At 35.9% G+C, this 25,773-nt stretch carries 20 protein-coding genes; 2 read left to right on the forward strand and 18 right to left on the reverse strand.

What is annotated here, in order from left to right; all coding sequences use genetic code 11:
* Positions 1-2: 2 nt before the first annotated feature.
* The 15 genes from MP478_RS05140 to MP478_RS05210 form a co-directional block, all read right to left on the reverse strand.
* Positions 3-221, reverse strand: a complete 219-nt coding sequence (locus tag MP478_RS05140) for a hypothetical protein (protein ID WP_257199817.1) — start codon at positions 219-221, stop codon at positions 3-5.
* Positions 222-327: 106 nt separating this feature from the next.
* On the reverse strand, positions 328-1,017 hold the full coding sequence (locus tag MP478_RS05145; protein ID WP_257190421.1) for a hypothetical protein: 690 nt from the start codon (positions 1,015-1,017) through the stop codon (positions 328-330).
* Positions 1,014-2,573 (reverse strand): hypothetical protein, encoded by a 1,560-nt coding sequence (locus tag MP478_RS05150; RefSeq protein ID WP_230037784.1) that lies wholly within the window; start codon positions 2,571-2,573, stop codon positions 1,014-1,016. Before MP478_RS05150 ends, MP478_RS05145 begins: the two co-directional genes overlap by 4 nt.
* Positions 2,574-2,728: 155 nt before the next feature.
* Positions 2,729-3,283, reverse strand: coding sequence for a hypothetical protein (locus tag MP478_RS05155; RefSeq protein WP_257199818.1), 555 nt, complete (start codon positions 3,281-3,283; stop codon positions 2,729-2,731).
* 5 nt (positions 3,284-3,288) lie between these two features.
* Positions 3,289-5,673: a hypothetical protein gene (locus MP478_RS05160; RefSeq protein ID WP_257199819.1), complete on the reverse strand. Its 2,385-nt coding sequence runs from the start codon at positions 5,671-5,673 to the stop codon at positions 3,289-3,291.
* Complete coding sequence (locus MP478_RS05165; RefSeq protein WP_257199820.1) at positions 5,661-6,362, reverse strand: hypothetical protein; 702 nt, start codon at positions 6,360-6,362, stop codon at positions 5,661-5,663. Before MP478_RS05165 ends, MP478_RS05160 begins: the two co-directional genes overlap by 13 nt.
* On the reverse strand, positions 6,362-8,191 hold the full coding sequence (locus MP478_RS05170) for a DUF2235 domain-containing protein (protein WP_257199821.1): 1,830 nt from the start codon (positions 8,189-8,191) through the stop codon (positions 6,362-6,364). Before MP478_RS05170 ends, MP478_RS05165 begins: the two co-directional genes overlap by 1 nt.
* 22 nt (positions 8,192-8,213) lie before the next feature.
* On the reverse strand, positions 8,214-9,308 hold the full coding sequence (locus MP478_RS05175; RefSeq protein WP_257199822.1) for a DUF2931 family protein: 1,095 nt from the start codon (positions 9,306-9,308) through the stop codon (positions 8,214-8,216).
* A gap of 361 nt (positions 9,309-9,669) precedes the next feature.
* Positions 9,670-11,529: a type VI secretion system Vgr family protein gene (locus MP478_RS05180; RefSeq protein ID WP_257199823.1), complete on the reverse strand. Its 1,860-nt coding sequence runs from the start codon at positions 11,527-11,529 to the stop codon at positions 9,670-9,672.
* A 258-nt stretch (positions 11,530-11,787) separates the two neighbouring features.
* A complete protein-coding gene (tssD, locus tag MP478_RS05185; protein ID WP_047487665.1) occupies positions 11,788-12,195 on the reverse strand; it encodes a type VI secretion system tube protein TssD in 408 nt (135 codons plus the stop codon).
* 211 nt (positions 12,196-12,406) lie between these two features.
* Positions 12,407-13,102: a VIT family protein gene (locus MP478_RS05190; RefSeq protein WP_257199824.1), complete on the reverse strand. Its 696-nt coding sequence runs from the start codon at positions 13,100-13,102 to the stop codon at positions 12,407-12,409.
* An 87-nt stretch (positions 13,103-13,189) separates the two neighbouring features.
* Positions 13,190-14,110: a carbohydrate kinase gene (locus tag MP478_RS05195; protein WP_230037800.1), complete on the reverse strand. Its 921-nt coding sequence runs from the start codon at positions 14,108-14,110 to the stop codon at positions 13,190-13,192.
* 55 nt (positions 14,111-14,165) lie between these two features.
* Positions 14,166-14,897: a hypothetical protein gene (locus MP478_RS05200; RefSeq protein WP_257190413.1), complete on the reverse strand. Its 732-nt coding sequence runs from the start codon at positions 14,895-14,897 to the stop codon at positions 14,166-14,168.
* Between the two features lie 95 nt (positions 14,898-14,992).
* Positions 14,993-16,339 carry an MFS transporter gene (locus tag MP478_RS05205; RefSeq protein WP_257199825.1) on the reverse strand — a complete coding sequence of 449 codons (1,347 nt, stop codon included), beginning with the start codon at positions 16,337-16,339 and terminating at the stop codon, positions 14,993-14,995.
* Between the two features lie 6 nt (positions 16,340-16,345).
* Positions 16,346-17,782: a mannitol dehydrogenase family protein gene (locus MP478_RS05210; protein ID WP_257199826.1), complete on the reverse strand. Its 1,437-nt coding sequence runs from the start codon at positions 17,780-17,782 to the stop codon at positions 16,346-16,348.
* Between the two features lie 163 nt (positions 17,783-17,945).
* Between MP478_RS05210 and MP478_RS05215 the strand changes: the two genes are divergently transcribed.
* Positions 17,946-18,950 carry a LacI family DNA-binding transcriptional regulator gene (locus MP478_RS05215; protein WP_257199827.1) on the forward strand — a complete coding sequence of 335 codons (1,005 nt, stop codon included), beginning with the start codon at positions 17,946-17,948 and terminating at the stop codon, positions 18,948-18,950.
* A gap of 144 nt (positions 18,951-19,094) precedes the next feature.
* On the opposite strand, the gene MP478_RS05220 is transcribed toward MP478_RS05215, so the two are convergent.
* A complete protein-coding gene (locus tag MP478_RS05220; protein ID WP_209803423.1) occupies positions 19,095-19,850 on the reverse strand; it encodes an SDR family oxidoreductase in 756 nt (251 codons plus the stop codon).
* Between the two features lie 709 nt (positions 19,851-20,559).
* On the opposite strand from MP478_RS05220, the gene MP478_RS05225 reads away from it, so the two are divergent.
* The gene (locus tag MP478_RS05225; RefSeq protein WP_047487645.1) at positions 20,560-20,988 is read left to right on the forward strand and encodes a cold shock domain-containing protein; all 429 of its coding nucleotides are present in this window, start codon (positions 20,560-20,562) and stop codon (positions 20,986-20,988) included.
* 205 nt (positions 20,989-21,193) lie between these two features.
* On the opposite strand, the gene MP478_RS05230 is transcribed toward MP478_RS05225, so the two are convergent.
* Together MP478_RS05230 and MP478_RS05235 are read right to left on the reverse strand one after the other, a co-directional pair.
* On the reverse strand, positions 21,194-22,645 hold the full coding sequence (locus MP478_RS05230) for a TolC family protein (protein ID WP_257199828.1): 1,452 nt from the start codon (positions 22,643-22,645) through the stop codon (positions 21,194-21,196).
* Positions 22,626-25,748, reverse strand: coding sequence for an efflux RND transporter permease subunit (locus tag MP478_RS05235; RefSeq protein ID WP_257199829.1), 3,123 nt, complete (start codon positions 25,746-25,748; stop codon positions 22,626-22,628). The genes MP478_RS05230 and MP478_RS05235 overlap by 20 nt, the downstream gene beginning before the upstream one ends.
* Between the last annotated feature and the right edge of the window lie 25 nt (positions 25,749-25,773).

Consider the following 25,773-nt stretch of genomic DNA (forward strand, 5'->3'; position numbering starts at 1 on the left):
CATCATTCAAAATTCTTCTCTGTTTTTTGTTCAAGTTCTTTAAGGGCTTTAAAATAATATTTATCATTATTTTTCTTAAAATAAAGTTTGTCTCCAACAATATTATTCTCTAAAAAAGTTCGTTTAATAATCAATAAATTTTTCTTACAACAACCAGCGGTAATCTCTATTTTAGCATTATTCCAATAATTAACAGTTTTTATATTTACACTTCTCTTCATTTAAAACTTTATTCCAAATCTTTATTTCCTGAGCTTGGGCTATAAAACCCATTAGTATAAGAATCATTGGATAGGTTATCTTAATTTTTTTAATAAACATTATGTTTTAATATTGTGTCAATCGCCTTCTATACTGTGGTGCTATAAATTTTTCAATTTCTTTCCATGTAAAATAAACAGAGTGTTCCGGATAACCACTATTTGTTCTACTTTTCTCATCATAAAAAATGAGATTTATACCTATCATTTTCCCCTCTATACTTGTATCTATTTTGTATTGATTGAGATTCTTTATTGGAACAAATACGTTGTTATCTGTCTTTAATTTTTTACTACATATCTGTAGGAGCATTTTTTTGTTCGTGAATAATTTTTCTCCAACTTCTGTATCATTCATTTCATCAAAGAAATAATAGATCGTATACTCCCATGGAGAGCCATAAGACTGAATATGTACAGATACATTTAGTAAGCCGTTCTTATTGAGAAATATTTTATATTTTTCAAATCCAAATTGGTTGTCACGTAAAGAATTTGTTGAAATTAAGTTTTTTAAAGTATCTTTTTTTGCATTCAATCTTTTTTCTGGGTTATCAAAAAAAACACCATTAAAAAGATCATAGCTTTTTTGAATTTTCTTGTAAATGACTGTATTCTTAGTTTCTATTTTTAATTCCTGTAACTCAAAACATTCATTGGAAATACATACCGAATCTTTTAAAACAGAAACATTTTGAGCATATGAAAATATGCTAAACAAAAAAACAAATAATATCTTGGGCGGGTATTTTATCATTTTTTCTCTTTTTTTATAGATTCATAATGTTCTTTAATTTCAAAAGCAATTTTTGCTCTTTCATAATTTTTCGCCCTTTTAGGGAGTGCTTTTGTATCGTATCTATTAATAGCTTTTGAAACAGAATCAACATCATCGTTGTCAGCATGCTGCTTTGCTGTTTTTTTATTATATTTCGTTCCTTCATTCCAAAACCATAATGCAGATTGAGTTGCATACATTGGATCTTCGGATAATTTTAAATACTTTCCTTTTAAAGGAACTCCTTGCTTTTCTTCTGCAAAATCTATGGATCCCGTTGTATCATCAGTAAAAGGATTTTTATTCCTATATTTTGAAAAACTTCCATAATTTGCCCTACCTGTCACCTGCTTTAAACCTCTCCCTTTAAATTTCCACCCATCTCTCGTTAGCTCATCTCCATTTCCTAGTCCTCTTGTATCACCTGGATAAGGGGCATAAGCTCTAGACATCAAAGGAATCCCAAAATAAGTATGAGGTTGCAATACTATTTTATAATCTAATGACTTATCTGATTTTAAAACCTCTTTAAGTACTTTTCCTATTCTTTTTTTAGGATTTTTCGGATCTTTCCCTCCTATATATTTCCCATATAATTCCCCGTCTATAATAGATGGTTTATCATTCAATAATATTGTTTTAAGTTCATCATTTGTTTTTGAAATTTTGTTTCCTTTAGCATCAATTATTGTGAAAATTGATGTTAGATGGTCTTTCAAAGATTCAACAATAGTTGTATTGATTGGAATTACAGAAGAACTAAAAACTCCTAAACTTATACTGGAAGAATATTCTTCTCCTTCTTCAAATGTTGTAAACGAAGCTGACTCAAGAGCAATTTGTGCAACAAAGTGAGCTTTTCTTAAGCATGTATCTAAACCAAAATCTTTTCTATATTTATTTAAGTAAGGTAATATTGAATTTATAATTTGTTGTTGTTTTTCACTTAAGCTTTTTACACCGATTGTTTCTCTTATTAACTCAGCGGTTATTTCTTTTGAACAATTTGGACACTTACCATCTTTATTTTCCGGCACCGGTGCTCCTTTTGCATCAATACTTTCCGGAACATTTACTTGTCCGGAGGTTACAAATTCTACTTTCCCTGTTTCAGGGGGGACACTTCCCGGCATTTTTCCTGTTCCCGGTAAAGTGGACTTTTTTAGCAGCACATAATTCTCCTGAACTTTCACAGTTCCAAAATCCTGCCACTCTGTGAGAGAAATCATCTGAAACCCATCATCAAAGATAAAGTTTGGAATCTGTTTTTCAACGATGGTTCCGGTAAGCTTATCTTGTGTGGTGGGTACATCATTCAACACTTTAAATGTTCCCAAATGAGCATTGAATTTTATTTTTGCTCCGTCTATAGCCAGCAATAAATCTTCTTGCTTTTTATCTTTCTCTTCATTTTCGGCACGCTTTCCTGCCATTTTCTGGCTGTTGGCAGCTTTCATCTGATCGGGAGTCTGTTCTGGAGCCTGATTTTGAGTTTCCGGGACGGCATTTTTGCCATCGTTATTTAACCTATCCATAATAATGAATGTTTTAATTGTATTCTATCATTATTCCATCTATTTTTGATTGTTCTAGTTGCCACACAACACCTGTCTATAATTCAGTAACCATTTTTTCTTTTGACAATGTCAACAATAATACATGAGGCACTATAGAGCAATCCTTTTATCTTTTATTTTATGTTACCTTTTTCAGAATCTGGATTTACAAGATTAATTTTCTGTATTTCTTTTGGAAATTTAGAGTAATTTATTTTTTGTACTCTTTTCAGTTCTGATGGAAACCATATGGCAATTCGATTTAAATTATAATTATTAAAGTGATAATCTTCTGGTTGTTTGCTTTCTCTTTTGTATAAATTATTCTCTTTAAAATACCCCCCTAATAATTTAATATCTGCATCTGATAAAAGAGTATAGTCAATTACCTTTTTTTGATTTTCATCTATATAATAATAAAATTTTGAGGCTTTCCACAGTGGAATATAGTCCAGATCACTCATTTTTCCGGTTTCAATATAGAGAAAAGATATAGGCTCTTTTTCTTTATATACATAGCTATTATTGAAAGCTCTATAAATAACTTTATCCTTATGCACCTCTAAAGTGCAGTATGCATATTTAGAATTCATTTCAGTTATATTATCATTTTGATAATATTCATAATATTTTACAGAACTACATGATATTATTGTTAATAATGAAAATATAAAGATTAATTTCTTCATCTCTTTTATTTTATTTCAATTAAATATTTTCTTGTTTTCCCAAGGTTAATCATATCTTTCCACTGCCATTGATAAAAAGATTTGTATTGAAAATTACTATTGAAACTACCATCTGTTTTTTGTCTGTAGTCCAGATAATTCTCAAGAGTCTCACTATTAGCTTTAGAGTTGGGAAATTCTTCATAAGACTTTGCTTTTTTACGTTCTTTTTTCAATCTCTCTAATTCTTCTTTCTTCATTTTTAAGTTTTCTTTTTCCTGTAATAGATTTACAGCATTAGAACTTATTTGAGAAAGTGCTTTTCCCTCTAAACCGATCACATCATTTTTTACAAAATCTACAAAATTTGCCTCAAAATTTGTAAAAGAATATTTGTCCGCAACCAGACCTTCTAAAGATTTATATCTTTCATTAAGCAGAGTCAAGCCTTGTAAATCACTTATTGGAATATTATCTCTTTTAGAGATACCCTCTAATTTTTCTAAATTATCAATATTCGAATTTATTACGCTATCTATCTCAACTGTTAAATTTTTGATTTCATCTTCATAATCTTGTTTATATTTTTGTCCATTTTCTTTTATCTGATACCTCCCCATCACTTCTGCCTCAAAAGGATGTCTTAATCCGAAAGCATGCCCTAATTCATGTATTATTAAAGAAGCTGCATCTTTATCAGTAAGAGCAGAATTGAAAATTTGTGCAGTCCCAGAATTTATTAATGAGAAAGCCTGTATTTCTTTTTCAGGAGACCCTGCACCATGTATATCTTCAGTATAAAAGAAATAGATCTTTCCATTCTGGTCTAGCTTAAATGAATTTGGGTATAATTGATTATATTCGGCTTTTTCCTTTACAAAATCATCATACAAAGCTTTTATTTTTTGATCATTCCATATATTAGTTACTTTATGCTCTTCATGCATCTTTTTAGCTTTTTTCAAGTCATCACTTTTATAACCATACATTTTATCAATTTCCTTCAGTAGATTTTCAATCTTTTTATTGAGTAATTCTTCTCTTCTTTGCTGATCAGCCTTACCAGAATTATTTGCTTCAAATCGACGTCCCATTAATTCATCATATTTAAATGCTTTCTGCTTATTTGAGGCAGAATATTCTAAATATCGTTTTCCGTCAATATCATTGAAAAAACTTTTAAATTCGCTTTCCAAAAAAGTGACATGCTTTGTAGTAGCAGCTAATTCTCCAAAAATATAGGCTTGGTTAAAGGAGTTTTCATTAAATAATTTCACTATATCCTTCATTAAATTTACATGAGGAATATCTTTGGATTCGGTACTTGCTGTAGTTCCAAAAGTCACTTTTACTGGCTGTATAATGGTTTTATAAATAGTATTAGCTTTTACAATAAGTTTTCCTAATTCCTGAGGTTGCTCTTTTGCTTTTGCAATAATGGTAACATCCTTACGAAATGCTCCTGTACATTCAATACTAATTTTTTGAGCAGCACCTTTTATACTTAATCTTACAATATTAGGAGATATTTTGATTTTATCATCTGAACTTATTAATTCAATATCAGCTTCATTTATTTCACTTTTCACAAAGGCCTCATTGGCCCTTACATATATAAAAATTTTACTTTTTTTATTATCGGTATTATTTTCAGTATTTGGTCCCCAAACACTTAAGTATGGACATAGATATTCTTTTTTACCAGCATAGGTTTTCTCTTTAGTAATAATATTGGATAATTTTTCATATTTAGAAGCTAATCCTTCAGCACAAACTTTTTTATCAAATCGGTCAAAGCCAAATTCTCCATTGTATTGAGTATCTTCTCTCCCAAATTTTCCATCTGCATTTAATTGCGAACGATAGAAATCTATACAGGCTACAAAGGTTTGTTCCACAATAGTATTTCGCAGAACCGGTGCACCCTTTGGATCAATGCTTTCAGGTATATTCACCTGTCCGGAATCTACAAATTCAACTTTCCCCGTTTCCGGAAGTGTTCCGGGTACAGCTCCTACTCCGGGTAAAAACGATTTCTTCAACAGCACTTCATTGTCCTGTACTTTAGCATTTCCAAAATTTTGCCACTCTATAGATTTCGTCAAAATGAAACCATCATCAAAGATAAAATTGGGTGTCTGTTTTTCTACAATAGTTCCGGTAAGCTTATCTTGTGTGGTGGGTACATCATTCAACACTTTAAATGTTCCCAAATGAGCATTGAATTTTATTTTTGCTCCGTCTATAGCCAGCAATAAATCTTCTTGCTTTTTATCTTTCTCTTCATTTTCGGCACGCTTTCCTGCCATTTTCTGGCTGTTGGCAGCTTTCATCTGATCGGGAGTCTGTTCTGGAGCCTGATTTTGAGTTTCCGGGACGGCATTTTTGCCATCGTTATTTAACCTATCCATAATAATGAATGTTTTAAATGGGCATTGTGTTTTTTAACTTCTGTAAAACCTTCCTCATAAAGATCGCCCTTGAAAACAAAGAGACCTCTGAAATAGCTGGTTTCAGTTTTTTCTAAGTTTTCAGAAGAAATGGTCAGCATCATTTTTTCACCATCCATTACAGGAGTCATAATTTCCGTATATCCTTCAGAAGATATTCTTTTTCTTTTGCTATCAAATGACTGCAATAAGCCATTAAAAAGCAGCCCAAACATATGGTAACTTCCTAAAAATTCAATCAGTTCATTTTCATTTTCCAGCAAGTGGCTCACCCGGCTGAAATAGCTGTCTACCGCTCCTCCTTTATGGGTCTTTGATAATTCAGTTTGAATTTTCACCCACCTCATCTGGAGAAAAAACAGATTATCTACCGCTGTAATATTTCCCTCTTCATCTACCCTGCATTCTATCTCATCAAACAGATAACTGACCTTTTTAAAAAATTGCCCCATTGCATCGTCCTCATCTGAGAAGTCAAAATCAACGACTAGAATCTGGAACTGATGTTCTTCTTTCTCTTTTCCAAGGTAAAAGACCTCCACCTGTCTGGCATATCGTTTTTCTGTGGAATAAAATTCGTTTTTCTGCTCTGTAACAATCGTTTCCAGGCGGTATATTTTCTGATGAAGGTTTTGCAGTATATTACTCATTATTCCGGATATATTCTTCTTTGATAATCGTTATTGGGATCCATTCCCATCCAGTCCCTGTTCGCTGACCAATGAAGGTATTTATTGCGTATAATTCTTAATAAGGCCTGCGGATGATAGGCAGTAACAGTCACCCCTTCCAAGGTCTTGGTTTTAATTTTATTCCCGTTTTCATCTACCATCTCAGCAGGTGATTGTTCCTGTACCGGTTCCGGGTCTAACAGCCTTTGCAATGCTCTTTCCTGTTTTTCTTTTTCAACCTGTTCATCCGTTTTGAAATTCCACTTTCCACCATTTTCAAATACATAACCATGTAAAAAATCTTTTGCATGAGGCAGATACTGATCATGTTCTATAGAATAGGAAGTTTCAGTTTTCATCACCAATTGATGGTCGTACAGATTTTTACCGTGCTCTTCCATAAAATGTAGCGGAATATAGCTGTATTCTTTTCTCAAAAAACGGGTTCCGGTTATTTTACGGTATACACTTCCCGCTGTAATAAAATTCAGAAAGCTATTATTGATTTCAATCTGTTCATCATCATACCAATGTTCATCAATCAGTTGCTGTCTGCGCTTATTTAAGAACCATACGGGTTTATGGTTAGAAGTTTCTATTTCATCCACTTTTTCCATTCCGTTTTCATAAGCACCGCCTATATCACAATGAACTCCCGGAAATTCTTTTTCGATACTACCCGGAAATCTGGTTAATGAAAAGTTTTCCCGATGCTCATTGCCTGCCGTAAAATGAACGGCTTTGAAATAAGATCCTGGATTCAATAACTGCAGCTGTTCTACATCATCTCCGAAATTGTATGCAGATCCTAGGGTAGAATGCTTCATCCCTTCCCATCCGACACGTCTCATGCCACCCATATCACCAAATTCCTCATAAGAAGAAACAGTATCATAGGCCCCGATAAAACGAACATCCAGTTCTAAATCTTCCAATTCTTCTTTGGTCAGTACATCTTTACTTAAAAGATAATATCCCAGAAATCCAAATTTCGGAAGCTTTCCATCAACAAGATAATTAGGATCTACCTCTATTTTATCCTTATCTATCCACATATCTCCATATTGGGGAATCGTAATTGGTCCTTCGGAAGAATCCATTTGAGTATATCCTACTATCTTTCGGGATTTTTTTATCTCAACATCTGCTGTTCTTTTTTTACCATTGATTTCGTAAGCAAAATTCCTTGCGGCTGCAGCCCCACGGCTGAATCCGAAAGTATCTATATATATTTTTGTAAATTGTTTATCTGCATTTAAACTATCTCTGATTATTACTTTAATTCTATCCGCCAGTTTTTCACATCCTTTTCTCACTTTCCCTCTTACCCCTGTAATACCAGATCCATATTGGAAGCCATCATCTACATCTCTGCGGTTATCCAGCGTCCCAATACCTTCTATATAAATAGCATAATTAGTCTGTTCACAACACTTATACAATCTGGCAACATTGGTAAAATCGTTGCTAAAACTATTATCAACCCCCATTTTATCTAAGCGGCTCCTGTGAATCGCTTTAAGATACTGGTCATATTCGGAACCGGCATCTGGCTTTTTTTTATCATCTAAATCATCATATTCATCTTCCTGTTTTTCAGTCGTATCTTCTATCGCTTTTTCTTTTCGTAAAATTTCCTCTTCAGAATCCGTGCTTTCAATTTTGTTTTTGCCATCCTTATATTTTTGGCGGAGCTCAGTATTTTTAAGATTATTCAAAGTTCCGTCAAAGAAAACACCTACCTCCAAATGCAGTTCGTCAACAGGAGGTGCATAATTTCCAGTATTGTACACAAATGTTTTTCCCATAATCCTAAATTTGAGGCTTCTTTTAATTTTTCTTTTTCGACTTAAATATTTCTAATTTATCTGTCTTAATAAAAGCTTCTTTCCCATTTTCCCCTTTTAGCTTTACTGTAAAAAAGCTAAACGCCTCATTCACTTTTATGACTAATTCTGCTTTGGTACTTTTGGGATTATCTCCAAAAACACTATTAAAAGCGTCAAAGCTGGATTTTTCGTCCAAATTACATGCTGCTCCGTATCTATTATTATCTTTATCTAATACTGACATTGAAATTGAACTAGGAATTGTTCTAAAATCATAATCTGATAAAGGATTTTTTGCAGCATCAAATTGTTCTTTTTCACCATTTATCATATCAACCCCAACATCTCTTAGCGGATTTAATTTTGCATTTTCCGGGAGTTCAAAAATAGCTTTCCAAGTAAACCTTGTTCTATAAACATCCCATAAACCAAATGGTATAGGCTTTCCTTTGTTTTCTTCCTGTATTTTCTTTGGAATAATCTGTTCTCTTGTATGTACCATTTCCAAATAATCTTTGCGCCAAAATCGGTTTTCATGACTGTCCAGCTTAGCAATTTCTGATTCTGGAATGGTTACTTTTTTACCCTGATATCTCCCTATTTCTTTTTGCCAGCCAATTCCTGCCACCCAAACAACGACCACACCTCCAGGTGCCATACCTACAGAAATAACATCGTAGTTTAAATGTTGTGCTTTTCCGCTTGCTCCTTTTATTTCAAATCCCTGGCTAAAATATTTTCTTACCATTTCGGTATCAATTGCCGTATCTATCTGGTAAAACTGATTTTCAAGATAAGACATCCAGATAAAATCCAAACGGGAAGGAAGACTTTTAAAGCCATTCCCCATCCCATGATTAATCAATCCCCAGGAATGGCTCCCGGGAACGATACCAAAGCTTAATCCTACCCATTCTCCTCCTTCGCATTCCATTCCTCCTTTGTATACTTCCATCGGATATCCTAAAGGGGCAGAGGTTCCTTCAGTCCATTCATATTTTGTCATAGTTTCAGTTTTTTTATGGTCTTTTTTTTCCTGACACGAGATCTGGGTAAAAAATAAAAAGCTTAATAGATATTTTATTAGTTTATTCATTATTAATACCTTACATTTTTTTAATAATTTACTCTTAATTATTGTTACTTAATGATTCTTATGACATCAACGGAAGGATAATCACTAAAATTAACGATATCACAAGAAAACATATACAAAAAGAGTAAAAACAAAATAAAAGAAAATCATTTATTTCGTTTTGTTTACGTTTAGAAGCCATTACAAACGGCAGAGCAAATAATACCGGAAAAAAAGCGAAGATCAACCAAAGGGCGACCCATCCATAATCTCCATGGCTATACTGTGTTGTCAAATCCATAAAACCTAATTCAATAATGACAAGAGCCACTACCGATAAGACCGATGAAAAGAAGGAGATCAGTACTTTTTTCAACATTTTCTATCCTTTATTCACCTTAGCATCTATTTTACCCAGCATTTTCGCCACTCCTGAGCTCTGTAACAAAATATCGCCATTTTTTGCTTTATGGGTGGTGGTAGATGTTGTTTCTTTTAAATCACCCGTTACATTAATGGTTTTATTTTCGTTCACCGTCTGTTTATAGTTTTTTGAGGTGAATCTGTGATCATTAGTAATAGTAGTAGTATGATCATTTCCAACACTGGTCTTCATATCTTTTCCTACATTAATATTAAGATTTTCCCCTGCATTGAACGTCATATTTTTAGGAGCAGTTACCACAATATTACCTTTTCCATCCATAAAATAATTATTCCCGCTAGGATCGATAATATTGACACTTCCTTCTGCATCATTCATCAAAATTCTAATACCGCTTCTGGTTTGTATAGATTTTAAATGATTATTAACACCGCCACCCATAGCTGTTCCCCCATGAAACATTCCTCCCATCACGAAAGGACGGTCAGGGTGATTATGTACAAAACCAACCATCACCTGATCTCCTACTTCAGGTACAGCCACATAGCCTCTGTTTTGGGTGATCTGATCTGTTCCTCCTGCATCAGGAGCCATCATTCGGATAAAATTGGTAGTATCGTGAAGCTGCCAGTCAAATCTTACAGCTACCCTTCCTTGTTCCAGCGGGTCTGTATTGGATATTACAGTAGCAATCTGAGGCTGCGCAATAGGTACAATAAAATCCGGTTTCGGAATAAATCCTGTATCTGAGGCTATCGCTTCAAATCTTCCTGTATAACGGCCCAAAGCATCCACCTCATGAATCACCTCCGTCATCATCAGCTTTGTAAAATATGAGGTTTGATTAGTATCTGTTTTTCGCATATTGATATCGGCAACACATCCCGGATATAAAAAGGGAATAGTTGTCCCACCGGAAACCGTAAATACTTCTACCGCTTTACTTCCGGCTGTACTGGTTTGGGAAATAACAACATCCATATCGGTTGCCGCTTTTATGGGAGCTACCTGTAATGCCGGAGTTTTGAATATACCGTCATTATTTTGGTAAGCTGTTTTTGCCAAATTTCCTACATGTTTTATAGGGGTTTCTCCCGAAGAGAGCTTAGCATTTGAGCTGCTGTTATATCCATAGAAACTGGGTTTGATGTGCACCGCTTTCAATTCAACATTCACATCAGAAACATTGCTTCCATATACCAGTTCCAATGCTTTATTCTGAGGTGGCATATTTCCGAAGTGCAGCACTTCACCATCATAGTAGAACTGTTCACCATAGGCTTCAGCCATTCTGCAGAGATAATTATAATGGGTTTCGTTATATTGGGCGCTGTAGAGGATCTGGGACGAAGCTTTGGCATTTACTTTTACATCAAACTTGGTACTTTCTATCCCTTGTTTGATAACATCCTCTGCAATGATTCCCATATTAACAGGCTGATCTCCACCAAAACTTTGGGTGTGGGGAGCAGCATCCAACAGAATGGTAGGGCTATGCCCTTTCAAAACAATATTTCCAAGGTTATGATTTTCCTGGCTGAAGCCCACTCTTGTGATCACTCCTACAAAGGTTCTTTCCGGACTTCCTTCTACATCTTTGTATTTAAAAACCACTGTTAAACGTTTTCCTAAAAACTGTTGAGCTTCTTCCAGATCATGGTTTTGTCTTCCGTCCAGGGTATCATGAGCCAATGTAAGTTCAAAATCATGATGTTTTTTTACACTTTGCTGCAAACGAAAATGCTTAAAGTGCTTGATGATTTTGCCTTCTATCACAATATCCAGTTTAACCACACGGTTGATTCCGGGAATATGATTCTCAGAAATCTTATCTGAATTCGAGGTATTTTTATTCATATTATGTAAGGTGTTTTCGGGGAATTTATTTAATAAAAAAATTAAAAAACAAATGACCTTTTCATAAAGTTATGAATTTTTCACAATATAAAATTCACATTATCAGCTTTATGTTTAAAATTATAGAATTTTAAAAAAGGTAAAGCTGCTTGTCCATTTATGATGTCCCGATGGAAATAATTACAGACAAAAAAACAGAACAGCATCTTTGTAGCACCATTCTGTTTTATGTTGAGTTAATTTTAAGAGATCAGATTCTTATGCTGTAGGCCAAGCCCCATTATAAGCTGAATTACCTAGATCAATTTGTTCTGCACTTACAACAAAACTGATGTACATACTGTTTTCATCTACGGCATCGAAATCTACTTCGTGCTGGATGACATACCCGTTAGTCCATTTTAATGTTGTTAATGTTCCTTCTTCGTGAGATTTGTTGAAAGTTACTTCACCTACTGTAGGCTTGTATTTTCCATTAAGTAGGCTTTCCAGGATGTCAGATTTCTCTGTAGCTTCTACTGTAATTTTAATAAGAGCATTGGAAGGATCAGATGCTACTCTACCGGACACGTCTGTAGCACGGGCTACCGTATAATTCAGTTTTAATAACTTTTGTCCTTCACCGTTGTTGAATTTTAGAATTCCTCTTGAATTTCTTTCTGCCATGATCGTAAATTTTAATCGTTAATATTTTGTGATTTGTGGTTGGTTATATCACCAAAATTAGAAGTATTTACCAGACTGAAAGAATATTTAAGCTTAAATCTGAAAAAGTGTAGTATTTCTACGACTAACACTTGTTAGGTTTTTTATTGTTTGTAAATCAAAAGATTACCTTTCAAAAAGTATTAAAACACGACTTCCAAAGTACAAAGTACTATGCTACACTTACTCCGAAAAAACGTCCTACCAAAGCTGTAATCCCCATTGCTACCGTCCCCCAGAAACAGATTCTGAGCATGGCAATTTTAATATCGGAACCACCTGTTTTGGCTGAAATTGCTCCTAGCAGCATGAGGAATATGATGGAAAAACCATATTGAAAATAGATCATCTGCTTAATAGGAGCCAGTAAAGAAACCATAAAAGGTAATAAAGCGCCTAATGCAAAGGATCCAAATGAAGCAATAGCTGCCTGCAGAGGTTTTGCCTGTGTGATTTCATTGATTCCCAATTCATCCCGGGCATGGGCTCCCAATGCATCATGTGCTGTGAGCTCAGTAGCAACCTGCATTGCTGTTTCTTTGGAACAACCTCTTCTTTCATAGACTTTAGCTAATTCTCTAAGTTCTATTTCAGGCATTTCTTCAAGCTCACGTTTTTCACGGATTAAATCTGCTTTTTCTGTATCCTCCTGTGAACTTACAGACACATATTCACCGGCAGCCATAGACATTGCCCCCGCAATCATTCCCGCTAAAGCAGCCAGAATGATGATATGACGGTCGGGTTCTGCTGCGGCAACCCCAATAACAATACTCGTGGTGGACAGCAACCCGTCGTTAGCTCCCAAAACAGCTGCCCGAAGCCAGCCTACCCTGTTTACATAATGTTTTTCTAGCTGATGCTGCATAATACAATATTTCAGTGTTGATCCTTCCATTAAAGGTATAAAATGTTTCTTCAAGAATCATTTTAAATTAATATGCAGTTTGTTGGTTCAGCTCAAAACAGAGACAGGGTGTTCACTTTTAAATCTGTTAAAATCCTCAAGGGTATATTCAGGGCATGCTCCTTCCTGTGATGTAATAAAAGCTCCTAGTGAAACGGCCTGTAGCATTGTTTCATGTACAGAACTTCCTTTTTCCAGCTTTTTTGATAAAAACCCTGCTAAAAAAGAGTCACCACTCCCAACGGTGTCTTTTATGGTAACCGGGATGGTAGGATAGAGATAGAAATCATCCTTATAAGCATACAGAGCTCCTTTACTTCCTTTGGAAACAATAATTTCCGGGAGGTCAAATTGATCCTGTAAATAATGTATGCTGTCTTCTTCATTGGTATATGTTTTTCCTAAAAAATCCAGCATCATACGTAATTCTGCTTTGTTAAATTTTGCAAGATGTGCTTTGTGTAACAGGTCCTTAATCATGCTAACCTCATAATATGGTTCTCTAAGGTTAATATCAAAAACATTGTAAGAACCGATCTCCAGTAACTGGAATAATGTGTTTTTGGATTTCTCACTTCGGGCTGCCAGTGTTCCAAACACTAAAGCATCTGCTTCATTAAGGATTTCCTGATCTGCTTGGGTCATATCAATAAAATCCCAGGCTACATTTTCTACGATATCATAATGCGCATCATTATTCTCATCCATTGAAGCAACAACAGTACTGGTAGGATATTCTGTGCTTATCTGAATGTGCTCAGTCGGAATTTTCCAGTTTTTCATTTTCTGTAACAGATCGTGCCCAAGCTGGTCATCTCCAACACTACTGATCATATTGACACCAACACCCATCCTTGAAAGATGATATGCTACATTAAAAGGGGCTCCCCCCATTCTTTTCTGTTCTCCCGGAAAAATATCCCACAGAACTTCTCCAAAGCAGACTGCTTTATTTTTTTTATCTTCCATTATTTTAAAATAATAAATATATTTTTAATAGACTTCTCAAATTCATCTCTGTTTTTCAGAATGAATAGGCCTGTACGGAAAACTGCAGAAATGCATTATTGTTTACAGGATTCCACATTCCCCATATTCCGATGGGTATTTTATATCCTTCAATGGTAAAGTTTTTTGAAATAATAAGACTCACCTCATTAAATCCTGCTTCTTTAGCAAAAAAGTTATTCTTTTCGCCGTTGCTGTTGTTTAGTGCAAAGCCATATCCCAGTCTTCCTCTTACTTCCAGATTTTCTTTCTTATAGACAGGATATTCTCCCGATACAAATGATGAATATTTGTTCTTTGTATTATCACTGTTCCTGTCTCTCCCGAAAACCACAGTGTTCCAACTGAGAACTAACGGAAACTTTTCACTTATGGTATAATAAGATCTCAGGTCCCAAAAGCGCCCGGTTTCCCTTGCTGAATAATTAAAAAATTCTTTGTTATTATACGAGGCATCCGGTGAAAAATTATAAATATCCCATAATTCTAAAGTAAGATGTTTATTTCTGTATCCTACATAATTATTAAATTCTTTATAGGAGCCATTCACATTACCACCAGCCCAAAATCCTGCATAGAAGTTCTTATAATCCAAATGTACATCTCCTGTAGAAACCAAGCCTGTAGAAACTTCAATACCACGCCATAAATGACTATTTCGAAGTTGTAAAGCAGAATGTACCTCCTGTGCATTCAAAAATACACTTCCTATAACCGCGGAAAAAAACAATATAATACATTTTAACATGACATAAGTATTTTTAATATAAACACTAAGTATCCTCTATCCGGTAGTTATTTACAGGATAATAAAATAGCTCTAAGAAAATATATGATAGTGAACTAATGAATAAGATCTTTTTCTCTTATCCTCGATCCGAACAAAGCATAGGTCAGCATCAGCAATTCGCAGATTACGGTAAGCCACCATGTCCATCTCCACGAGCCTAAAACATCTGCCAAACCGCCTTGGATAAGGGTAAACACAGCCCCGCCAAATACTGCAGAAATAAAAATACCTGATGCTTTTGAGGTATACTTATTCAATCCTTTTATAGAAAGGGTGTAGATGCAGCTCCACATAGACGAATGCAGAAGACCGATTGCCACCAGAAACCAAAGGTTTTGTGTAATCATAGATGTTAGAGCAAGAATCGTCGCAAGAACTGTTGTGATTATTAATTGTGTTCTTGCAGAAATTTTACTCAAGAAACTTGATACTGCTCTCCCTACAAGAAATCCACCCCAATATAATGTAGACAGTAATGCATGAATGCCTAAATCTATCCCACCGACAATAATATCTGTTTTTCCGAAAAAGGTGATTGGATGTCCCGAATCCATCAATTCAAAGGCATACAGATTAATATTGGCTCCGATAGCAACCTCAGTTCCAACATAAAAAAAGATAGCCAGAACCCCCAATACAAAATGCCTGAATGACCAGATGCTTCTTTCCAGCTTTTCTTCTCCTACTATTCTCGTATGGGCAATATCAGGAAGGTGAAGCTTTTTGGTAATCACCATTACCATTAATATGCATATGATAAGTGCTAACAGAGGGAGCAGCAACTGCCTGATTTCTATATTTTCTATGGAAATCCCACTGAACATGACCACGGTAACAAAAAATGGTGCAGAAGTAGTCCCTATTGAATTAATGGCTGTCAGAATATTCAACCGCTGTACCGGCTGGGTTCCTTTCAATTCATATGATGCGGCATAAGGATTTACAACCACCTGAATGATGGCGGCAGAAGTACCCATTAAATAAGATCCTATAACGAAAATGGTAAATCCGAAAGGAATAACCGCATCCTTAATACTGAACTGTAAATCCGGATACTGATCACCAAACCAGGATGAGCATAAATACATAAAAAGACCTGAAATCATAAAAAAAAGACCACGCAGGATTGTATTTTTATATCCAAATGCATTTACCCATTTACTTCCCAGTGTTCCGTTCAAAAGATAGCCAAGAAAGAAGAAAAAGGAAATTAAAGTGGTAAATGTATTTTTCAAACTGCCTGCATGGCTTAGAAAAGTGAATTTCAGAGGCGCCTGCAGCTGCTCATTCACGGTTGTCAGAAAACCTACAATAAAATAAATAAAGGTGATAATGGCAAATGGCAGTATGGCATTGTTTGTCTTATTTTCTGAAGGGCTTATATTTGTATTTATTTGCATGATCTTTTATTTTATAATTGATTTTAAAACCCAATCGGTTCCCGAGTCTTTAATATCTTGTACAAACCGGGTATACAGATTTGTGAACTGTTCAGAATCTTTCAGATGAACTCCTTTAAAAGCTGATAATTCTAAAAAATCAAGTGGGTTTTCACTATCAATAAGTAAGTCGTCACTGGTAGTCAGCCAGAGTTCAGACACTTCAAAAGTATCTCCATGGTCATCTGTTTTGTATTTCAGATAATGTCTATAGGAAGCAATAAGAAAAGCAAGTCTTGTAAGGTCTTTCCCCTCTTTTTTCATTTTATCAAGATTAGGAATAATATATACCGAAAATTTTGAAACCCCGTCAGAGCACAAACGGCTTACCTGATCACTGACACTATGATTGGCAAATCTTTCAATAAGTGTGTCTTTGTAATTTTCTAAATCTGTATTTTTAGGGACAGGAACTAATGGTGTAATATCAATATCCATAAAGTTTCGGATAAATTGTACCAGATCTTTATTTTCCATCGCCTGGTCTACTTTTCGATACCCCATCAGGAAAGACGGATAAGATAACAGTGTGTGTGAAGCATTCAACAGGCTCAGTTTCATATTTTCAAATAAACTGACATCATCTGTGAATTCTACTCCTACTTTTTCCCAGGCAGGTCTTCCAGCCATAAAGTAATCTTCTATTACCCATTGTGCAAAATCTTCACAGTAAACAGGAGCTTTGTCATTCGTACCATTCAGCTTGTTCAGTCTTTCAATATCTTCAGGAGTGGTGGCAGGAGTAATACGGTCTACCATACTATTGGGGAAAGTCACATTGTCTTTTACCCATGCTGCAAGGTCTTTATCCTGTGCTTCTATAAATGCTGTAAAAGCTCTTTTCGCTGTATCACCGTTATGCTGAAGATTATCACACGAAAGTATTGTAATCCCTCCCGCATTTTTTACTTTTCTACTGCGTAATCCTTCTGCAACAAAGCCAAAAACGGTAGTAGGACTGGCAGGGTTTTCCAGATCATACTTTATTTTTTCATCATTCAGAATAAATTCTCCGGTTTCCTTATCCAGATTATATCCTCCTTCTGTAATGGTTAAAGTGATTATTTTAATTGAGGGGTCGGCAATTTTTCTGACCACTGCATCCGGATCTTCAATTCCCCAGATCAATTCACATAATGAATATATTTTATACACTTCATTTGTTCCGTTTCTTCCGCAAACTGTTAGTGAGTACTTAAGATCCTGAGCCCGTAAATTGTTTACGATCTTCTCATCTGAAGGCAATAAACAAACTCCACAAATCCCCCAGCTCTGCTGATCTTTATCATGTAACAGCATATTGGTATAAAATTGCTGATGAGCCCTGTGGAAATTTCCTACACCAATATGTAAAATCCCGGCACGAATCTCAAGCAAATCATAATTACAATAAATCTTATCCATAAGTAATAAATTATTAACAGATTAATCAATCCGCTAAAACTATATTAACAAATAGTTAATTCATTAGTTTTTTTAAAAAATTTAAATTGGGAACGTTCCCAAATTTTAGGGAACGTTCCCAATTGTCTATTTTTTTGTTATTTTTGACGAAAAGCATGGTATAATGAAGCGTATTACGATTAAAGATCTGTCTAAATTTTTGTCATTATCCACCTCTACCATCTCCAGAGCACTCCTTCATGATAAAAATGTAAATGATGAAACAAGAAAACGGGTATTGGATGCAGCAAATAAAATGGGCTATAAACCCAACCTTACTGCTTTAAGTCTGCAATCCGGACAATCCAAGACCATAGGGTTTGTTGTACCTGAAATGATCACTCCTTTTTCAGCAAAAGTTCTTAAAGGAATTCAGAATATAATGTACCCACTTGGATACCGGATTATCATCACCCAGTCTGATGAAGATCCTCTTATAGAAAGAAAAAATCTACAGCTACTCGAAGAGTTTAATGTAGATGCTATTATTATCAACCTTTGTCATGAAACCTACAATAACGATATATATCAGCACATTATGAGGCAGGGAACACCTTTAATATTCTTTGACAGGCTCCCTCATGAGTCCTTAGATGTTTCCAAAGTAATTGTTAATGATTATATTAAAGCATCATTAATGGTAGAATATTTAATTAAAACAGGGAGAAAAAGAATTGTCTATATCATGGGGCCTACAACTATCCGGAATGTTACGGAAAGAATGAATGGCTATAAACGTATTCTTATGAAATACAACATCTTTGATGAAAACCTTATTATACAGGCCAATGGGATGACTGTTCAGCATGGAAGAGATATCATCCAGGAACTGTTAAATAAGAATATAGAATTTGACAGTATTTTTGCATTTAGTGATACCTTGGCAATGGGTGTCATGAATTATCTTCTTGAACAAAAGATAAGAATACCTGAAGATGTATCCGTGGCAAGCTTTTCCGGAACCGAATTATCATCAATGGTATATCCCCAATTAACCAGTGTACAACAACCTCTGGAGGAAATGGGTGAAAAGGCGGCAGAACTGGCACTGGAAAAAATCAAAGATCATTCATCCCCAAGCCGGTCAGTTTTAATGGATGCAGAATTGGTATACCGAGCTTCTACTTAATAAAATCATAAGCAAAAAAATGTATTGAATGAGCTTAAAGATGGGACAAAATTAATGTCTTAATTCTCCCAGTTGCTTTTTAAAATAAATAACAAAACCACTGAAAATAAGTTCAGTGGTTTTGTTATTGTAAGATTTCTTAGATTATCTTGTGGTATATCCTCCGTTAGCAAAAATAGTCTGCCCGGTAATCCACCAACCTTCTGTTACTAAAAACTCTACCAGCGGAGCGATGTCCTTGATATCGGTAAGCCCTCCTAAAGCAGCAGCCGATTTATGATAAGCTACCGCATCATCTGTTTCCTGCCCATAGAAGAAAGGGGTATCCATAGGACCTGGAGCTACAGCAGTTACAGAGATTCCTCTTCCACCGAATTCTTTAGAAGCCGCTCTTGTAAAATGTTCTACCGGTGCTTTTGCCCCTGCATATGTAGAATACAATCCTGTATAGGCAGCAAGTAATGAAGTGACAATAGTACAGATTTTCCCGTTGTCATTCAGCTTTTTTCCTGCTTCCTGAAGGAAGAAATAAGCAGATTTTGAATTCACGTTGAACATTTTATCATATTCTTCTTCCGTAGTTTCTGCAAATGGTTTTTTCAGTACCATCCCTACCGTATTGATTGCAATATCAATACCCCCGAATTTTGAAATCGTTTCGTCAAAAAATTTAGTTACATTTTCCACTTTAGTAAGATCAGCCTGAAACAAAAATGCTTCAGCTCCTAAAGCTTGAACTTCAGCAAGTGTTTTTTCGCTCTCGGCCTTAGAACTTTCACTATTGTAGTGTATTGCTAATTTCGCTCCTTTGGCGGCAAAACCTTTGCTTAATAATCCACCAAGGTTTTTTCCTCCTCCGGCAATTAAAACTACTTTTCCTTTTACATCTTGTGCTGACATTATTCTTAATTATTTAAATGTTAATAAAACAAAGGTGAAAAATAAAATTCATCTCAGTATGGTGAATTTTTCGGTATTTATGTTTCATCCTATCAATTGCACATAGCTGCTGATGTTGAGCTGAAAAAAAAATTAATGATGTCAAAAAAAATATTTTCACGAATACATTATTATTTCTCAGACAGATACAAATACATTTTCCGTTTTTAACCTCATCAAACGCTGTAGATCTCCTTCAACATTGAGTTTTAGGCATAGCATTTGATATTCAACCATCCATATGATCACCACTTCATTTCTATAATAGAGTTTCACAATCCTCAGCTTGCTGGGGATTTATTATTACGTTCCGTGAAAAGCTTGAAAGATGTCTTTTCCACCATGTTCATTGCTGTTTCTGTAGAATCTATTTCTGATAATCAATTATTTAAAACCGTATTATTCATTTTATTGTTGTATATTTGCATATTAATAGCTAGATTACTACTTGTTTTTTACCACGGCTGAATATCATTTTATTAAGCCTTTGCTTGCAAAGCAGCCATATTTTTAACTTTAATTCTTCTACTAAGAACAACTTATCGGAATTTTAAAGCTCTATATGATAGGGGAAATCCAAGACAGGAAGCATCAGTGGGCTCTATAAAATATAAAGCTGATACACTGAATCATTAACAATATATTAGAAACTAAATACTAAAAATAATTTATGGCAGATTCTTTTTCTAAAAAGGAAAATTTCAAGAAAAAAATTCAAAAGCAAAAAGAAAAAGCGTTAAGACGCGAAGAGCGTAAAACGAACAACAACAAAGGAAAGGATATGGAGGATGTATTCATGTATGTAGATGAATTCGGAAGATTAACATCCACTCCACCTGAAGAAAGACAGGAGGTAAACCTTGAAGAAATTCAGTTAGGTGCAGCTCCAATTATTGAAGAAGATATCCGTAAAACAGGAATCATCACATTCCACAGTGAAAAAGGATATGGCTTCATTACTGAGGACAATTCAAAAGAAAATATTTTCTTCCACAACAACAACTGTACAGAACTTGTAAAGAAAGGAAACAAGGTATCTTTTGAGAAAGAAAAATCACCAAAAGGTTTTTCTGCAGTCAATATCCAAGTGATCAAATAATTACAAACGATCTTATAAAAATAAAAGCCACCTCAAAAAGGTGGCTTTCTTCATCGTAAAAAATAAAAATGGGCTAGTTTTTCAGACCGGCAAAAATTGTTTTTGTTTTAAAAACACTAAAAAACAGAAGCTGCTAAAAAATTAAAATCTTAAAAAGATATTGTCAGTTAAAACAGCTTATAGCTTCTTAATGGTTATATTAAAGCTAGTCTAACTTTCCGCCCAATGCTTTGAACAGCAAGACATTATTCCTGGTATTCTGATGCTGAAACTGCAGCAGATCGAGCTCTGCCGTCAGTTTGCTCTTCTGAGAATTAATCAGTTCAAAATAGTTGGCATATCCTGTTAAATACAGATCATTGGAAACTTCTACCCCTCGGTCCAGAAATCCGACTTCTTCTGATTTCAGCTTCAAAACCCTTTCGTAGATCTTTGTTTGCTTTAAAATAGACTGAAGTTCGTTAAATGCAGTAGTAATACTCTTCTGATAGTTAAGAAAGGCTATTTCCTGCTCTGTATTTGCTATTTTAAATTCATATTTCAGCTGGCCTTTATTAAAAACAGGAACCATTAATCCTCCCAATAATTGCCCGGCTAATGAACTGGGTTTAAATAAGGTTTCTACAGAAAAAGAGTTCAGTCCAAAACCTGCCCCGAGATCAATTTTAGGATAAAAAGCAGCTCTTGCCGCCTTGGCATCTGCCTGGGAAGCCTCCAGTACATAATAATTGGCAGCAACATCCGGTCTGGAATGCACCACTCCTTCCACATTAATGGTTTTATTTAAAATATCCATATTGGTAGGCATCAGTATTTTTCCCCGCTTAACATCTCCACCATAGCTCCCTGTCAGCGTGGTAATTGCCTGTTCAACAGTTACAATCTCGACTTTTATATGTTCTATTTCTGCCAGCCAATTGTTATTCTGGGCTTTAAATTGCTGTACTGCAAGTTCCGTAGCCTTTCCCACTTCCCTTTGTGCCAAAACAATTTCAAAGGCCCTTTGCTGAAGCTTATAGTTCTTCTGATAGATAGCCAGACGATTGTCTAAAGCCACCAGCTGATAATACAGATTGGCAATATCTGTAAAAAGCTCTACCTGCAGCAGCCTAAGCCCTTCCGTAGAAGCCAGATATTTCTTTTGGGCAGCAATTTTCCTGTTTTTCAGCTTTCCCCAGGCATCAATTTCCCAGCTACTTCTTGCCCCCAACCAATAATTAGGAGTAAAATTTCTATTAATTTTCTGTTCTTCAGTAACATTAGGAGAAAGATTGGTATCGTAATTTCCTACTCCTTCCATTGTATATTTTCCATAGCGGTTCCCGGCAGCTTCAACACCTACATCAAGAGAAGGTAAAAGATCCATTTTGGACCGCTGTAGAAAACTGTTCGCAATTTCTACCCTTTGCTGGGCAATCTGAAAATCCGGATTAGCCTGGATCACTTTATCAAAAAGTTCCAGCAACAGAGGATCTGAAAAGTAAGCTTTCAGGTTAATCTGCTGAAATTCATCCGAATTTTCTTTTTTCTCAGTCTTAATCACTTCTTCAGGCAGTGTCTGTGGCTTCTTCAGCATGGTGACTTTCGGAACAGCACATGAAGCCATACTCAATACAGCAATTCCGTAAAATATATTTCTATGGTTTAATCTTTTCATCTTTCTTCTTATTTTCAAGTTTTGCAAAGAATATATACAGTCCCGGAATGACTACCAATCCGAAAACAGTTCCTATCAGCATTCCTCCTGCCGCAGCTGTACCAATGGAACGATTTCCTATTGCCCCTGCTCCGGAAGCAATACAAAGCGGAATAAGCCCTGCTACAAACGCGAAGGAAGTCATCAGGATAGGTCTCAAACGCTGTCTTGCTCCTTCAATAGCAGCCGGGATAATATCAAAGCCCTGTTTATTTCTGGCCACAGCAAATTCTACGATAAGAATTGCATTTTTAGCTAAAAGTCCGATCAGCATGACCAAGGCTACCTGTGCATAAATATTATTATCCAGCCCAGTCAGCACCAATGCGAAATAGGCTCCAAAAATCCCTGTAGGCAGGCTTAACAGCACCGGCATCGGAAGAAGGAAACTTTCATATTGCGCAGCTAACAAAAGATACACGAACAACAGACAGATCAGGAATATATACACGGTTTGGTTTCCCGACAGAATTTCTTCTCTTGTCATCCCCGACCATTCTATATCAAACCCTCTTGGAAGGCTTTCTTTAGCTACCCGTTCTACTGCTGCAATGGCATCTCCTGAGCTATACCCATCTGCGGGCTCTCCGTTAATCATTGCAGACATATACATATTATACCTTGTCAGCACTTCAGGACCATATACTTTTTCCATGGTAATAAATGTTGAAAAAGGAACCATTTCGCCCTTGTCATTCTTCAGATAGAGATTCAAAATACTTTCAGGAGTATCCCTATGTTCCGGGCTTGCCTGAACCATCACTTTATACATCTGGCTAAAGCGAATAAAGTTGGTGGCATAATAAGAGCCAAGCATCGTCTGTAAAGTGGACATGGCATTATCTACGGAAATTCCCTTTTTAGCGGCCATATCGTAATCTACATTAATCATATATTGCGGGAAAGTAGCATCAAAGCTGGTAAAGCTATTTTGTAGTTCCGGAGCAGTATTCAGCTTTTTGACAAAATCTTTAGTGATTTTATCTGTATTCTCGATAGTTCCGCCGGTTCTGTCCAGTAATCGCAATTCAAAACCACTTGTATTTCCAAATCCGGGCACCGTAGGCGGCGCGAAAATTTCAATCTGTGCGTCTGCAATAGACTTTGTTTTTTCAGAAAGCTCCGTGATCAGATCATTCACTGAAATATCTCTTTCTTTCCAGTCTTTAAGGTTAATCATCGCCATTCCGTAGGATGAACCTGCAATCTCTGTTACAATACTGTATCCGGCAAGCGTTGTTACGTTTTCTACGCCTTTTATCTTCTTTGCAATAACCGTTACTTCATCCAGTACTTTTTCCGTTCTCTCCACAGTTGCACCCTGTGGTGTGGTAACGCTTACATATACCATCCCCTGATCTTCCATAGGGATAAATCCGGTGGGAAGAAACTTACTGGTCAGGAAGGTAAGCCCGATGAACAGGAACAGCAATCCAAAAGTTACTGTAGTTCTTGTTGCAAATTTTGATAAAATACTTACATAACCGTTTGTCAACCGGTCAAAACCTGTATTAAAACTTTGGAAAAACCTGTCCATCACAGTTTTTTTCTTATTATGGTCATGCGGTTTCAAAATAATAGCACAAAGTGCTGGAGTAAGTGTTAATGCATTCACCCCTGAAATAACAATACTGATGGCCAGTGTTAATGAAAACTGACGATAGAATACTCCAACCGGGCCATCGAGAAATGCAACAGGAATAAATACAGCAGACATCACAATTGTAATGGCTACTACTGCTCCTGCAATTTCTTTTGTAGCACTTACAGTAGCATCCATCGCACTCATGCCTTCCTCCATTTTAACATGGACAGCTTCTACAACGACAATTGCGTTATCCACCACAATACCAATTGCAAGAACCAAAGCAAATAAAGTCAATAGATTTACAGAGAAGTCCAGCATATTCATGAAAGCAAAAGTTCCTACAAGTGCCACAGGAACAGCTAATACCGGAATCAGGGTTGAACGCCAGTCCTGAAGGAAAATAAATACAACAATTCCTACCAGAATAAAAGCTTCAATAAGGGTTGTCAATACTGCACTAATGGAAGCATCCAGGAATCTGGAAACATCATATGCCATGTTATATTCCATTCCGGGAGGGAAAGAAGAAACTTTCAATTCTTCCATTTTAGCCTTTACGCTCTCAATGACTTCAGAGGCATTGGAACCGGGACGCTGCTTCATCATAATAGAAGCGGAAGGTCTGCCATCCGTTTTGGAAACCATTCCGTAATTCATGGCCCCAAATTCTACTTTAGCAATATCTTTAAGCTTTAAAATAGTTCCGTCTACGTCAGATCTGATGGGAACTTCTTCGTATTGCTTGGGTTCAAAAAACTTACCTTTATATTTAATTACATACTGAAGCTGGCTGGAGGTTTTTCCTGACGTTTCCCCCACTTTTCCGGGAGCTGCCGAAATATTCTGCTTCTGTAATGAATGAATCACTTCATCTGCCGAAATACTGTAGGCTGCCATCTTTTGTGGGTCCAGCCATACTCTCATCGAGTATTCCTTCTGTCCCATGATCTCTGCACGCCCTACTCCATCAATACGTTTCAACTCCTGAAGAACATTGATATCTGTAAAGTTGTAGATAAACTGCTCGTCCTGACTTGGATCTGTACTTGTAATGTTGAGGTACATCAGCATACTGTTCACTTCTTTTTCAGTCGTTACACCAGCTCTAATCACTTCTTCAGGAAGCTCATCGAGTATTGTCGTTACCCTGTTCTGAACATTCACTGCAGCAACATCGGGATCTGTTCCCACTTCAAAGAACACCTGAATCAGGGTAAGGCCGTCATTGGATGTCACTGTAGACATATACGTCATTCCCGGAACTCCGTTGATGGCACGTTCCAGGGGAAGAGCTACAGCATTGGCAGACACCTCTGCATTAGCTCCTGTATATTTCGCCGTTACGGTAACAGAGGGCGGTACAATATCCGGAAACTGGGTAATAGGCATTTTCATCAGGGCCATAATCCCCAGGAGGACAAATAATATGGAAATAACCAACGAAAGAACCTTTCGTCTTATAAACATTTCTACCATTGTTAGTTGATTTAAAAATTACGAA

This window comes from Chryseobacterium sp. WG14, from assembly GCF_024586945.1.
Lineage (GTDB): Bacteria > Bacteroidota > Bacteroidia > Flavobacteriales > Weeksellaceae > Chryseobacterium.